The organism is Flavobacterium artemisiae (genome assembly GCF_042678225.1).
In the GTDB taxonomy this organism is placed as follows: domain Bacteria; phylum Bacteroidota; class Bacteroidia; order Flavobacteriales; family Flavobacteriaceae; genus Flavobacterium; species Flavobacterium artemisiae.
This window is the reverse complement of record NZ_JBHUDZ010000001.1, coordinates 193,561-207,405: the sequence shown is the minus strand read 5'-3', so window position 1 is coordinate 207,405 and position 13,845 is coordinate 193,561. Positions and strand designations below refer to the sequence as shown.

At 34.7% G+C, this 13,845-nt stretch carries 11 protein-coding genes; 7 read left to right on the top strand and 4 right to left on the bottom strand.

Annotated elements, in window-relative coordinates; all coding sequences use genetic code 11:
• Nucleotides 1-31 precede the first annotated feature (31 nt).
• The 6 genes from ACFSC2_RS00925 (at nt 32) to ACFSC2_RS00900 (ending at nt 7,382) form a co-directional block, all read left to right on the top strand.
• A complete protein-coding gene (locus ACFSC2_RS00925; RefSeq protein ID WP_379817372.1) occupies nt 32-1,516 on the top strand; it encodes a type VI secretion system Vgr family protein in 1,485 nt (494 codons plus the stop codon).
• Nucleotides 1,517-1,519: 3 nt separating this feature from the next.
• Complete coding sequence (locus tag ACFSC2_RS00920) at nt 1,520-1,693, top strand: hypothetical protein (protein WP_379817371.1); 174 nt, start codon at nt 1,520-1,522, stop codon at nt 1,691-1,693.
• Nucleotides 1,683-2,990 carry a hypothetical protein gene (locus ACFSC2_RS00915; RefSeq protein WP_379817370.1) on the top strand — a complete coding sequence of 436 codons (1,308 nt, stop codon included), beginning with the start codon at nt 1,683-1,685 and terminating at the stop codon, nt 2,988-2,990. Before ACFSC2_RS00920 ends, ACFSC2_RS00915 begins: the two co-directional genes overlap by 11 nt.
• A complete protein-coding gene (locus ACFSC2_RS00910) occupies nt 2,975-3,592 on the top strand; it encodes a hypothetical protein (protein WP_379817369.1) in 618 nt (205 codons plus the stop codon). The genes ACFSC2_RS00915 and ACFSC2_RS00910 overlap by 16 nt, the downstream gene beginning before the upstream one ends.
• Before the next feature lie 35 nt (nt 3,593-3,627).
• Entirely contained in the window at nt 3,628-4,323 is a 696-nt protein-coding gene (locus ACFSC2_RS00905; RefSeq protein WP_379817368.1) for a hypothetical protein, read from the top strand.
• A gap of 602 nt (nt 4,324-4,925) precedes the next feature.
• Nucleotides 4,926-7,382 carry a hypothetical protein gene (locus ACFSC2_RS00900; protein WP_379817367.1) on the top strand — a complete coding sequence of 819 codons (2,457 nt, stop codon included), beginning with the start codon at nt 4,926-4,928 and terminating at the stop codon, nt 7,380-7,382.
• Between the two features lie 146 nt (nt 7,383-7,528).
• On the opposite strand, the gene ACFSC2_RS00895 is transcribed toward ACFSC2_RS00900, so the two are convergent.
• Nucleotides 7,529-9,826, bottom strand: coding sequence for a family 20 glycosylhydrolase (locus ACFSC2_RS00895; RefSeq protein ID WP_379817366.1), 2,298 nt, complete (start codon nt 9,824-9,826; stop codon nt 7,529-7,531).
• Nucleotides 9,827-9,987: 161 nt separating this feature from the next.
• Between ACFSC2_RS00895 and ACFSC2_RS00890 the strand changes: the two genes are divergently transcribed.
• On the top strand, nt 9,988-10,764 hold the full coding sequence (locus ACFSC2_RS00890) for a DeoR/GlpR family DNA-binding transcription regulator (protein WP_379817365.1): 777 nt from the start codon (nt 9,988-9,990) through the stop codon (nt 10,762-10,764).
• Here the strand turns inward: ACFSC2_RS00890 and ACFSC2_RS00885 are convergent.
• The 3 genes from ACFSC2_RS00885 to ACFSC2_RS00875 form a co-directional block, all read right to left on the bottom strand.
• Nucleotides 10,761-11,831 (bottom strand): dipeptidase, encoded by a 1,071-nt coding sequence (locus ACFSC2_RS00885; protein ID WP_379817364.1) that lies wholly within the window; start codon nt 11,829-11,831, stop codon nt 10,761-10,763. The two genes, ACFSC2_RS00890 and ACFSC2_RS00885, sit on opposite strands and share 4 nt — an antisense overlap.
• 214 nt (nt 11,832-12,045) lie before the next feature.
• Nucleotides 12,046-13,140 carry a D-TA family PLP-dependent enzyme gene (locus ACFSC2_RS00880; protein ID WP_379817363.1) on the bottom strand — a complete coding sequence of 365 codons (1,095 nt, stop codon included), beginning with the start codon at nt 13,138-13,140 and terminating at the stop codon, nt 12,046-12,048.
• A 235-nt stretch (nt 13,141-13,375) separates the two neighbouring features.
• Nucleotides 13,376-13,843: a RidA family protein gene (locus ACFSC2_RS00875; RefSeq protein WP_091135337.1), complete on the bottom strand. Its 468-nt coding sequence runs from the start codon at nt 13,841-13,843 to the stop codon at nt 13,376-13,378.
• Nucleotides 13,844-13,845 lie beyond the last annotated feature (2 nt).

Here is a 13,845-nt window from a genome sequence, read left to right as displayed (position 1 = left end):
TCATGTTTTTGGAATTAGTCATACAGTTCTTTTGCGTGATAATAATAAATCCAGAATTTTTCTTGAGAAAAACCTCCAGCAGATTGCATTAGAAATCTTTGCTGAAACCCAGTCGGGTGAATTTTATCAACGGGAAGCCATTGTTCCCACTTATAGAAAAGAGTTCGACTATAAACCGCAATACAACGAGACAAGTTTTGATTTTCTAAAAAGACTTTCGACACGTTACGGGCAATGGTATTATTTTGATGGAATGCGCATGCAGCTTGGTCAGACAAAAGCCAGTAATATAAAACTTATTAACGGATCATCACTGCATAAATTCACAATCGAAGCCAATTTGGTTTCGCATAAAAGCTCTTTTAGAAGCTATGATTACACAACTGCCCAGAGCATTCGAAATTCATCCGAACAAACAGATACGGGCAGCCGCGACAGATTTGCAGTCGCAATGAAATTCAATCAGGGACAAGTAACCACTAGAGAATTGAAAATTGGTGCTTATACAAATAATGCGAAAAATAAGGAAGAGCTCGAGGAAATGGTAAAACTGCAGACTCAGGCGAAAGATGCAAACAGCGTTTTCTACAGCGGTGTTTCGTACTATCCGATAGGCATTGGACAGGTTTTTAAGATTCAGAACAAAACAGTCGAACACGAATTGATAGCCATTGAAGTGACACACCATTCAGAGGTAAACGGAAATTACAGCTGTGGATTCAAAGCCATTCCTGCCGATGTTGCAGTACCTCATTATACCAATCCGGAAGTTTTTGCATTTGCAGACAGCCAGCCGGCCAAAGTAATTGACAATAATGATCCTGAAAAAATGGGGCGTATCAGGGTAGAATATTATTGGAATGGCTGGGACAATGAGAGTGACTGGATGCGCGTGGTTCAGCCCTACGCAGGCTCAGCGAAAGGTATGTATTTCAGACCCGAAATTGGCGAGGAAGTGCGCATTGGTTTTGACGGTGGTAATGCTGAATGTCCGTATGTCTCGGGAACGTATTATAACGGACAAGAAATGCCTGAGTTTTTTGATTCTGAAAATAGTATAAAGGGTTGGAAGCTCCGTTTTGGGATGCTGTTTAAGTTTATTGAAAAAATTGGAATCTGGCTTTCTGATCCTAGTGGGAACGAGATTCATCTCGATCAGGAAAATAAAAATATTAATGCTACAACTCCTGAGACTTTTACGATTAGGGCTAAAAATATTGTTTTTGAGGCAAGTGAAAGTATAACGCTTAAAGCTGGAACGGATATTACTAGTAAAGCAGATAATGATATGACCCACATGGCTGGAAATAATATAGCAATAAGTGCCGAGGGAAATATTCTTGAAAAATCTGATAACCGTACTGAGATTGCCGATAAAGATTACATCAAATCTGTTGGCGGGACAGCTGGAGAAATTGCAGGTAAAATGAATATAAGCACTACCGATGATAATATAGAACTGCACAGTGCTAAAAACATAAAAGGACATTCAGGTGAAAACTCAAATTTTAATTGAATTATGGGAATAGTAAAACAAGCAAAAAACATCACTATACAAGTCGCTCGTGAAAGTACAATAATTGTAAAAGAAAACATGGACAAAACGGCTTCAAAAGTAGTGTTAAGAACTTCAGAAGGAGATATAACAATGATTGCAGCAAAACATTTAAAAGCAAAGAGCAATGGGGATTAATTTTTATGATTATGTAAGCAAGTACGACTTTGTACCTTTTGCAGAGTTGTTAAGCAGTGAAGATTTTAAAGTTATAACAACAGGTAAAACCAGTCTTATTTCTACTGCAATAAGAAAAGAGTACCATAACAAATCAGATGTTAAAATAGAATTTAAACCTCAGACTCTCAAAAAAGAAAAAACGATATTAAAGTTTAAACTTCAAAAAGCTCATCAAACGGCAAGTGATCCTGACGGCTATTTAAGATATAAACTAACTGCCGTAAACGGGCAGGTATTTGTTTCGAACCACAATAAAAATGAAGTAGAACACGATTTAGGAATAAAAAAGTATAATGATATCATTGAGATCGCATTTAGAAAAAACCTAATGAAGGCTGTACAGTATATCGATTTCTATTTTAAAGACAATTCAAATGATTGGTTTGATCTTAAAGGGGGAATGCTTGACAAATGGGAACATTGTGGAAGGGTTACTATTGGGGCTGATAAAACTGCAATGTCTTGCCATTGTAATCGCGATTTTACGGAAGAGGAAATGATTGAAATTATATATAACCTTAGAGCCAATCAAAAGATGGAAAAAAGAAAAGAAGTCTTTTTTGATGCTGGATCAGAATTTATTTCTGTTCTTAGAATTACTGAAGGTAAACTAAATGAAGAAAAAAATAGAACTAAGATTAAATTATTTACAGATGAGTTGAATAAAATGTTTAAAAAATTTAAAATAACTTCATGCAAACGAAAAATTCATTTCCTTGGTCAAATGTATTTAGAGACAATTTATTTTAGATATACTTATGAAAGCAGATCTGTTGTGCCTGGCAATTATAGAGGAGGTGTTGCTTTTCAAGGAAGAGGGATGAAACAGATTACCCATGACTCTAATTATTTAAAATATTATGACTATATAAATGAAACCAATTATTCTCAAATATATGAGAAGTATAGTTCTAAAGACTCTAAAGGCAACATAGATGAAAGTGTAGAAAGCTGTATGAAAAATAATTTAGAGGCAAGAAATAAAGGTTTAGATAATGCTTTTTACGAAGAATTAAAAATATTTGCTAAAAAATTATCTGAAGATTTATTTCATGCATTTAATTCAGCAGGCTGGTATTCTACAATTTTTCAAAAGAAAACTTTGACTGCTATGGACAAGGGATTTTCTGATGAAATAATCAAAGAAGTTACAAAAGCAATAAATGGCGGAGATAACGGATTACAGGAAAGGATTAACTTTACTATCTGGACAAAAAACTTTTTAAACTATGACAAGAAATGTTTAAACAAGTAGTATATTCTTTTATATGTCTTTTTACTATTGAGCTTTATTCACAAAGTCAATACAAAATTCCTGTTTATGAAAACAAAAGAAAAATAGGAAATATTAATGACATAACAAGTAGTTATTGTAATGACTGCTATGCAATTTATAGATATAAGATCTTCAATAAAGATCTTTTAATAAAAATTCCTGTAGAAATAAATGAATTACAAAATGGTAAAATAGCACAAAACTATTTAAAAGGTATTTGTACAATTGTGCTAACAAAAAAAAACAAAAACACTATTATAATTAAATTTAATAGCATATATAATGGTAATAGTTATTGGCTTGATATTTCTAAAATTAATGGACAATTATATATAACAAAAAAATTTAAATATTCTAATAGCGTACATCATAAAAAAGCTGACGATGGGGATGTTGAGTCTTTTTTATCCACATTGATTTGCAGTCAATCATTGAGAATCAGAATAAAAACAGAAATTAGTTTTTCAAATCTTTTTGAAAAAGAAGATAAAAAAAATATCTGTTTTGATTGTCCGATAAATTACACAATAGATGAATGTGTGAGAACTCAACAAAAAAAGAAAAAATTTGTTTGGAAATAGTGATACAATGAATTTAATGTAAAACATGCGATTTAGTGATTTTTGATCATACTCACTGTTGCGGGCACGGATTTCAAATCCGCGCTATCGGGAAGAATATTGTATATTACTACAATGGGGCAAATGGAGAACAACAAATCCTGATTATCCGACTAAATTCAAAAAGAATTATGATAAGAAAAAGAAATAAAAAAATAACATTTATAATATTAATCATTACTGTATTATTTTCATGTCAAAATAAAGCTAAAATTCAAGTTGATAAAAATGAAAATATAAAAACCAATAAAATAAATGATGATATTAAGTTAATTGAAGATTTAAATTTTGATAATTATCCTGATACATTAAAAATTAAAAATTTAGAAAATGGAAGAAGTATTCTGTCAATACTTTTATCTGGTAAAAATACTCCTATAGTTAGTAATGAAATAATTTTTCCAATAGGAGAACTTTATTCCCAAGAAAATAAAAATAGCATCACTGTTTCTTGCAAAAAAAAGACTGTAGTTTTAGTTCAAGAGTATGGATCTGCAAGTCCTGACGGTTGGTATACATGCTACATAAATTATAATAAAGAAGCTCAAAAGTTTTATGTAGATAGTATTACTAATAGTTGGAAAAATTATAATGCAAAATCAGATATTGATTTTATAAAGTCTAGAAATAAATTAATAAAAAAAGATTTAGAAAATTTTAATTCAAAACTTGAATTTTACAATTTTAACTGATTTAGTTACAATGTAAATAGAAGGGGCATTATTTCAGTAATGATAATTGATTATCAAAAAAAATGTATTAAATAAGATATAGTATAATCGTTTTTTTTATTCTTACTTTTTTAAGTTGTAATAAAAAACTTGATAGTAAAGGAAAAAAGAAAGAAGAACTATCGGAGTTTTATCAAAAAAAGCAAGGAAAATCTGCTCTCGCAAATTTATATCCAATCGCGTAAATCTTCTTCGCAACGATAACGCGGATTTGAAATGCGTGCCCAGAAAGATTGATTGTTTTAATCGAGTTTGAAAGGATAATCAGAATCCAATCATCATATTAAAAAACGCATTCATTAATTTGGATGCGTTTTTTGTTTTTCTTTTCATTCAAAAAAGGATCGCTCTTCTGTAAATTGAATGTCTAATTTTCATACAGTGTTCATTTTTTCTTGTAGCATTTTATAATTTGAAACCAAGTAATATTCTCGTTTTTTGATTTTTTATAAGTCAAAGTCTAATTTTAACTTGCAGATTTTCAGCTTGATATTTTGAGTTGGAAGAATTTTAAAAAACGAAAAAAGTTCTCAATTTATAAAGTAATCTAATGCTAAAATGTTATGAAAAAGATTTTGATAATAATGAGCTTATGGGTTTTTTTCATTTTTTTATCCTGTAAAAAACACAAGGAAGCCGACAAAGAAATAGCAGCAGTAACCGATCAAAAAAGTGATTCGACTGATATTGCTGATGATGGATGGCCAAGAGAAGCAGAAAACAACAGAACAAAACTAGTTTATTATCAACCGCAAATAGACAGCTGGGACGATCATAAAGAAATCAAAGCACGAGTAGCTTTTTCGTTGACTCCAAAAGACGGAAAACAAGTTTTGGGAGTAGCCTCTTTAGAAGCGGCTACTTTAGTTGATAAAGATTCCCGAAGTGTTTTTTTTAAAGATATTAAAGTAACAGATGTTCGTTTTCCTGCACTTGACGATAAAAAAGCTCCAGAAATGGAAAAACTTTTTAAAGAAGTGCTTCCCAAAGGAGGCGATCCCGTTTCTATAGATCGTATTTTGGCAGATTTAGACAGAACAACAAGTCCGGCAAAAGGAATCGCAGCTCAGAATAATCCGCCTCCAATTTTTTACAGTGCAAGTCCGGCAATTTTGCTCATTGTACAGGGAGAGCCTGTTTTGGTTCCTGTAGAAAAATCAGATATACAATATGTGGTGAACACCAATTGGGATTTGTTTTTTGATAAAGCAACAAGTGATTATTATCTGCTTGCCGAAAACGTTTGGCTGACTTCTAAAAAAGTTGAAGGGAAATGGACCAAAACAACCAAAGTTCCTGATGGTTTAAAAAATCTCCCATCTGGACAAAATTTTGATGAAGTAGAAAAAATGATTCCGCCCCCATCTTCAGGAAATGTACCAAATGTTTTCTTTAGTAAAACACCTGCGGAATTAATTTTAGTAAATGGTCCTCCAAAATTTGTAAAAATACCTGGAACGCAATTATTATATATTGATAATACAGAAAATGACGTTTTTGCCAATGAAGCGCAGGGACAATATTATGTGCTTTTGTCAGGAAGATGGTTTGGTTCTAAAAGTCTGAACGGACCTTGGAGTTATGCAGGAAACAGCCTGCCAGCTGATTTTGCTAAAATTCCAAAAGACTCCCCAAGAGCAAGTGTTTTAGCTTCCGTTCCTGGAACGCAGGAAGCAAAAGATGCTGTAATGTTAGCACAGGTTCCAACAACAGCAATTATCAACAAAGCCGATGCCGAGGCAAAAGCAAAAGTAACTTATGACGGAGCTCCTCAATTTAAACCAATTGACGGGACAAAAATGCAGTATGCCACGAATACACAGGAAAAAGTCATAAAAGTGGGCGATTTGTATTATATGTGTTTTCAGGCAGTTTGGTTTATGTCGACAAGTTCGAACGGGCCTTGGAAAGTGACAGATTCTGTTCCGAAAGAAATTTATACGATTCCGCCAAGTTCGCCAGTATACAATGTAACGTATGTAACCCAAAACGTAACTGATACTACTGTAGAAAGCAGTACAACGGCTGGATATTTTGGTGCGTTTATCATTGGCGCGACAGTTGGCGCGCTTTTAACTTATGGTACAGGATTTTATTATCCGCCTTACTATTATTTTGGTGGGTTATATCCATATCCTATTTATAGACCTTGGCCATGTACATACGGTGCTGGAGCGGTTTACAATCCGTGGACAGGAGGCTGGGCGGCAGGAAGAAGAGTGTACGGGCCTTATGGATCTGCTGGAACTTCTGCTTGGTATAATCCTGCGACAGGAAGATACGGACGTTCGGCAAGTGTGCAGGGTTGGTACGGTGGCAGAACGGCTGCAGCATCATACAATCCGTGGACGGGAAATTACGCCAGAACAGCACAAGGTCATAATGCGTACGCACAATGGGGACATTCGGCCGCAACAAACGGACATGATTGGGTTAACACCGGACATGTAACCACCAGACGAGGAACTGCAGTTGCTTACAACACTTCTGGTGGAAACAAAGGCGTCATTACACACAGAAGAGGTGGAGGCACAACCATTCATACCAATAATAATATGTATGCCGGACATGATGGTCATATTTATAAAAGAGATCAAAACGGTAATTGGAGTCATTATAATAATGGAAATGGCGGATGGACACAGGCCGGAACTTTGGGAGGATCGCAAAATAAAATAGATAAATCAAAACTTGATAATTTACCAAAGAATGATAGAGGGGAGGGACTAGCCAATAAACCACTTGGAGAAAACAATCGCCTTGGTGATCGAGGAGATAATTTCCCAAAAGCAGATCAAGCACTCGGTCGTCCTGATAAGCCTTTGGGACAACCAGGCGGTGAAAATGCAACCAGAGATTTAGATCATTTTGAAAATTCGAGAATGAGAGGAGAAACCAGAAATCAAGATTTTAATAATTTCAGAAACAATAACAGCAGCTTTAGAAATGGCGGTGGAGGCGGATTTGGCAGTGGTGGTTTCCGAGGTGGCGGAGGCGGAGGTTTTAGAGGTCGAAGATAATTATAAGTACACTAATAAAGGAGATTTTCTTTAGCAAAAGCGCGGATAAAAACAGATTTAAGTATTCAACTAAAAATCCGTTTTTATCCGCGTTTTCGTGATAACGAATCCGTGTCATCAGCGTCAAAATTTATAAGCTGAAATTATTACTCATAAAATAAATCGGAAGCCCTTATTTCTTGTTTTTCTTTTCCTTCTAATTGTATAAAAGCATTTAAAATAGTGCCGCCAGTCAAATCAAAATAACTGATATTGATTTTATGAAAACCTTTTTCCAGTTTAACTGCGCCATAAGCTTCATTGGCCCAATGAATTTTGTCGTTGTCTACAATTAATTCATCATCAATAAAAAGTTTTGATCCGTCGTCTGAAAGCATAGAGAAAGTATGATTTCCTGTTTCTGGAATAAAGATATAGCCGTTAAATTTTACACCGATATAACGCTCTAATTTCGTTTTCCATTTTTCAGCGCTTATTTTGCCTTCCAAAATTCCAGATTTTATTGGTTTTGCTAATTCTAAATCTTGTATTTGTTGCAATAATTTCGAAGTAAAATAGTCGTATTTCAAACCATTTTTCTTGAGTTGCATTTTTAGAGATGGTTTCAAATCAGGATTTCGAACAATGATTTTATTGATGGAACTTCTTTTACCGCTTTCGCTGATTTGAATGGTTTTAATAATTCGGAATTCACCTTTTGGAATATGGATCGTTACAGGATTTTGGTAAAGTATAGCTGTTTCATCTGGGTTGTAGCCATCAATCGTGTAGAATATTTTTCCGTTTTTGATGGTTGGTTTAAGGTCTAAAATATATTTTTCCGCAATTAATGCCGTTTCATCAGCACCAAAAGGAGTTGGGACTTTATACAATCTTTTTTGTTGTTCTAATTTTTCTAAATGATATGGAAGCTGATTTTGAACAAAATGATCGTAATTTTTGTTTTGAGGTTCTGTCCACGCAATTTCTGCCAAAGCAAACATTCGAGGATACAGCATATAATTCAGTTTTGCTTCACTTGTCAAATATTCCGACCAAAGATTGGCTTGAACACCAATAATATATTTTTGTTCTTCAACCGATAAACTGTCAATAGGAGTTGGATTATAATGGTAGACCTTTTCTAAAGTACTTAATCTTCCAACTGTTAAAGGTTCATTTGGAGAATAACCTTGATTGTAATCAAAATAAACCGTTCCTTCCGGAGTCATCACAACGGGATGTTTTAGTTTTGCGGCATGAATGCCTCCAGATTCTCCTCTCCACGACATTACCGCTGCGTTTGGAGCTAAACCGCCTTCTAGGATTTCGTCCCAGCCGTAAATTTGTCTTCCGTTTGCGTTAAGGAATTTTTCAATTCTTTTAATGAAATAACTCTGCAGTTCGTGTTCATCTTTCAAACCTAAAGCAGCAATTCTTTTTTGGCAGTTCGGACAAACTTTCCATCTTGTTTTCGGGCATTCGTCTCCTCCGACATGAATATAATTGCTCGGAAACAATGCCATTACTTCTTTTAAAACATCTTCCAGAAAAGTAAAAGTATCGTCTTTTCCGGCACAAAAAACATCTTCAAAAACGCCCCATGATTCTACCACTTTATAATTTCGATCTGGAAAACATGCCAAATTTGGATATGCGGTAATGGCGGCCGAAGCATGTCCAGGCATTTCGATTTCGGGAATTATAGTAACGTAATGTTCTTCGGCAAATTTAACAACGTCTTTAATTTCTTCCTGAGTATAAAATCCGCCGTAGGGATTTCCGTCGAAAAAAAAGGGAGATCTTTCGAATTTATTCCCGACTAAAGTCTGCGCTCTTTTTGATCCGATTTCTGTTAGTTTTGGATATTTTTTAATCTCAATTCGCCAGCCCTGATCATCAGTTAAATGCCAATGAAAAGTATTTAGCTTATAACTGGACATTTGTGTAATAAAATCTTTTATAACATTGACAGGGAAAAAATGGCGACAGACATCTAAGTGTAAACCGCGATACCCGTATCGGGGCTGGTCTCGTACGATTACGCAAGGCAATTTTATTTCTTTTTTGGAGGAATCATTCGGTAAAAATTGCAATAAAGTCTGAACAGCATAAAATAATCCTTCTTCCTGACCGCTGACTAAAATTTTATTCGATGAAATTTCGATTTTGTAAGCCTCTTTTGATGCGAATTTTTCGCTTGTATCGAATTCAATTTTGAGGTTTGATTTTTTAGAATCTGAAAATAAATTTACTGCTGACTCAAAAATTTTAGCCGACTTTAATTCTTTAGAACTAAATTTATTGTTCTTAAAAGTAACCAGAATTTTTCCGTTTATGCGAATACTGTCTCCTGTTAATTGATAAAAATTGGGTGCAGGAATAATTGATTTATTAGGTAATAAATTTTGAGAATTCCCAATTGAGAAAGAAAACAGTAAAAACAGAAAAATGATTTTTTTCATAAGAGAAAAATTTTAAAAATGATATTTTAAAACGAAACTTAAGGATAGCTAAAGAACTTTAAAACAGGATTGCAAACCTTTTTATTGCGAGAAACTGTCTTAGGTTTCGGTGGAATTTATAATGAAATGTTTATTTTTGTAAATAGAAAAAAACAATCGGCATGAGCACTGAAAATGAAGTTTTAAATTACAGTAAAGAAGAACGTAAAAATCATATTCTAAAAGAGATCAACCTGCACACGCGTGTAAGTTTTGAAACTCTTTCGGCTAAGCTTGGCGTTTCAGAAGATACTGTACGCCGTGATATCAACGAATTGGATGCCGATGCGCTTTTAATCAAAGTAAAAGGCGGGGCGATGACAAAAGGGTATCACTATTCTTCATCCAATCAAACTTATGCTGTCGAGGCTAAACAAGTTATTGCACAAAAAGCCGTTAGTCTTCTTCATGACGGAATGGTTTTAGTTGTTGATGGAGGAACCACCATTCGTGAATTTATCCGCTTAATTCCAAACGATCTTAATCTGACTGTTTTTACAATTACAGCTCTTACGGCCGTTCAGCTCTTGGACAAGCCAAATATCAAAACTATTATGATTGGCGGCAGTATTTCTTCGTACAGTCAGATGTGTGTGAGCGGCGAAGTTTTTCAGCAATTGGCCAACATAAAAGCCGATCTTTTGGTTTTAGGAACAAATGCCTTAGACGTTGTCGGCGGTTATTCAGATTCTGATTGGGAAACCGTTCAGGTTAAAAAAGCAATGATTCAGGCTTCTAAGAAAACAGCGGTTTTGACAATTTCAGAAAAATTAAATACCGTTCTGAAAATGAAAATTGCCAACTTAGCAGATATTCATTACGTTATTACCGAAGTTGAACCTACTGACGAAAAACTAAAACCATACAAAAAAGACGTTCCGAGTCTGGTTGTAATCTAATCCCAATTTTTCACTAAAAAGTTAAGCCAGTTCTGATGAAAGATTCCTTTTAAATCTTCATCCGAATAACCGTGATTTTTAAAAATCAGAATCAGTTTCTGTAAATCTGCAATCGTATCTAAATCGTATGGACATTGTTCGGTTCCAAAAGCGCCGTCAAGGTCAGAACCGATCCCGATATGTTTGGCGTTTCCGGCAATTTGACAAATATGATCCATGTGCTGAAAAGCTGTTTCTAAACTGCAATTCATTTTTTTCGGATCAGAAATTCCTCTTACCCAATTTGGAACCATCATCCAAGCATCCAAAGCGCCTCCGATAACGGCATCTCTTTCGATTAAAGCTTTTATCATTTCGTCGCTGTATTGACGGTTATGATTTACTAAAGCTCTGCAATTGTTGTGGCTTGCCCAAACCGCTCCGTTAAAATTGTCTAAAGCCTGCCAGAAAGCATCGTCGCATAAATGGGTTGCATCTAAAATCACATTAAGACGTTCCATTTCTTTTAATAATTCGATGCCGTTTGCATTCATTTTTCCTGTTGCATCGGTTCCGTTCGCATATCTTCCCGGACCGTAGTGTGCAGGACCAACGGCTCTTAATCCGTAATTGTAAGCTCTTTGTAAATAAGAAATGTCAATAAACGAATCAGCGCCTTCTAAACTCAAAATATAGCCAATTGGTTTTTTATCGTTTGAAGTTCCGTCGTTCCACAAATCGTAATGCTTTAGTAACGAATTTTTATCTGTGATCTGCTTCATTTCGCCTGCTTCTTCCATGCTTTTGTACCAAGCGAGCTGTCCCTGTGTTTGCGCCCAGGCTTGTTCTGGAGAATTCCAACCCGGAATAATACTGTCGGGTCTTATAAAACGTGCGATTTGCGTTGCCACAACTATTCCAATATTGCCTCGGCGAAGATCAGGGAAAGAAACCGTTGCGCGCTCTCGATCTGGTTTGTCGGTCATTCCTTTTTCTAAATGACGAAGCGTTGGAACATCATTTCTTAAATCGCGGTTCCACTCCATCGCATTCATGCTGAGATCTAAGTGAGCGTCTAGTATAAACATAATCTATTTATAAAGTTTAAATAACTATTTGGGCAAATTATCTAACACATAGAAACATAGATTTTGCAAACTTAAAAAAGACGTTTCACTTGTATAAATAAACATAGATTGTGCTATGTGTGGAAACTAGTTTGTTTTATTATCTTTTTCTTTGATATTAAATTCTATGTTTCTATGTGTTGAAATTAATTTTTGTTCAATTTATTCTATGGTTTTAAATCGTATTTTTTCGCCCTCTTGCACCAACAGGCCAGTTCACATAAATTTGATGTTTTTTGTTTACGGCCTGCACATTGTCGTAAAGCGCAACAGTCGGGCAGACATGATAAGGTTCGGCATAAATAATATCTCCAATTTGATATTCATTTTCGCCTTTATTTTCGACAACCAAATGTTCTTCAGAATGTGAAATTGGAATGAGATTTTCATCACTTAAAATCACTAATCGTTTATCAATCGGATTTTCTGAAGAAACGGCTTTGTAACCAATATCGATGCAAAAAGTGCTTTTTGTTGGTTTAGAAATAATAGTTCCCACAATAACCAAAGCAGGTTTAAAATCCTGTTCGGGGAGATTGGTTTGATAATTCGAATCCCAGAAAACAAAAGTTCCTGAACTGCATTCAACATTTTCCTGTTCGGCATAAAACGGAAATGTGTTAGAACCGCCGGCGACAATTTTGATATCTTCATTTATTTTAGATGTAATCAAATCAAATGCTTTTGAAGCTTCTTGTTTTCGTTCTTCAACAGTTCCTTTTATATGTCCGTCATAAATATGAATTCCTTCAAATTTGATGTTTTCTAATTTTTGAATGTCGTTAATTAAATCTGTCCAATTTTCTGAAAGCGGAAAACCAGTTCGGTTCATTCCCGTATTTAAATCCAAATAAACCGAAAGAACTAAATCATTTTTTTTAGCAATTTCATTCAAATCAGAAGCTGTTTTCAGATTGTCTGTAATAGTTGAAAAATGAATCTCGGGAAATTTTTCAATTAACGAAATCCATCTTTCTGCTTTTAATCCAACGGGTTGATAAGCTAAAAGAATATCTTCCATTTTATGATTGGCGGCCAATTCAGCTTCAGCAATTGTGGCACATTTTACTTTTTTGATATTGTAAATCTTGAACAGTTCCAGAATCTCACCGTTTTTGTGCGTTTTAATATGCGGACGAAGTTTTTTTGTATCGCCTTTTACATACGAAATGAGCTTTTCGATATTCTGCCGCACGAGATCTTCATAAACCGCCAGAAAAGGCGTGTCTATCAAAGTTTCGGAATCTATTTTCCACCAGTTCTTCTGCATAATTTTGTTTTATCTTGCTTAGTTTTTTTGCCACAGATTAAAAAGATTTGAAAGGATTCTTTTTTGCCACAAATTGCACAAATTTCCACTAATTAAATTCGTGTAATTCGTCGTGGCTACACTTTCGATTTATTTAAATTCACACAGCTATGTGTGAGAAACGAGTTTCTTTTTAACTCTCTTGTTTATAAGTCTAAAAAACCTATGTCTCTATGTGTTTAAAAAATCTAAACGGTTAGTACAATTCAAAAAGTGCTTCCACTTCAACCGGAATATTATCTGGAAGCGAACCAAAACCTACAGCGCTTCTCACACCGATTCCATTTTCCTGACCCCAGACTTCTGCAAATAATTCGCTGCAGCCGTTTATTACGTAAGGATGTTTTAAGAAATCGGATGTACAATTAACCATTCCGAGAACTTTGATAACTCTTTTTACTTTGCTTAAACTTCCAAAATTGGTAACGATAGTAGAAAGCATTGTTAAACCAACTTGTCTCGCAGCCAGTTTTCCTGCTTCGATATCCATATCTTCACCGATTCTGCCGATAATTAAAGATTTATCGTCCTGAACGGGTCCATGTCCAGATAAATACAAATATTTTCCGTCTACTAAATACGGTTTATATATTCCTAAAGGTTGTGGCGCTGGCGGAAGTGACAAACCTAAACTTTCGAATTTTTCCTGCGGATTTAAACTCATGA

Bases quoted from the DNA above. Each gene is read 5' to 3' on its own strand.
- ACFSC2_RS00875 (WP_091135337.1), bottom strand. From the start codon at position 13,843: ATGAGTTTAAATCCGCAGGAAAAATTCGAAAGTTTAGGTTTGTCACTT.
- ACFSC2_RS00890 (WP_379817365.1), top strand. From the start codon at position 9,988: ATGAGCACTGAAAATGAAGTTTTAAATTACAGTAAAGAAGAACGTAAA.
- ACFSC2_RS00910 (WP_379817369.1), top strand. From the start codon at position 2,975: ATGTTTAAACAAGTAGTATATTCTTTTATATGTCTTTTTACTATTGAG.
- ACFSC2_RS00920 (WP_379817371.1), top strand. From the start codon at position 1,520: ATGGGAATAGTAAAACAAGCAAAAAACATCACTATACAAGTCGCTCGT.
- ACFSC2_RS00880 (WP_379817363.1), bottom strand. From the start codon at position 13,140: ATGCAGAAGAACTGGTGGAAAATAGATTCCGAAACTTTGATAGACACG.
- ACFSC2_RS00885 (WP_379817364.1), bottom strand. From the start codon at position 11,831: ATGTTTATACTAGACGCTCACTTAGATCTCAGCATGAATGCGATGGAG.
- ACFSC2_RS00895 (WP_379817366.1), bottom strand. From the start codon at position 9,826: ATGAAAAAAATCATTTTTCTGTTTTTACTGTTTTCTTTCTCAATTGGG.
- ACFSC2_RS00915 (WP_379817370.1), top strand. From the start codon at position 1,683: ATGGGGATTAATTTTTATGATTATGTAAGCAAGTACGACTTTGTACCT.
- ACFSC2_RS00900 (WP_379817367.1), top strand. From the start codon at position 4,926: ATGAAAAAGATTTTGATAATAATGAGCTTATGGGTTTTTTTCATTTTT.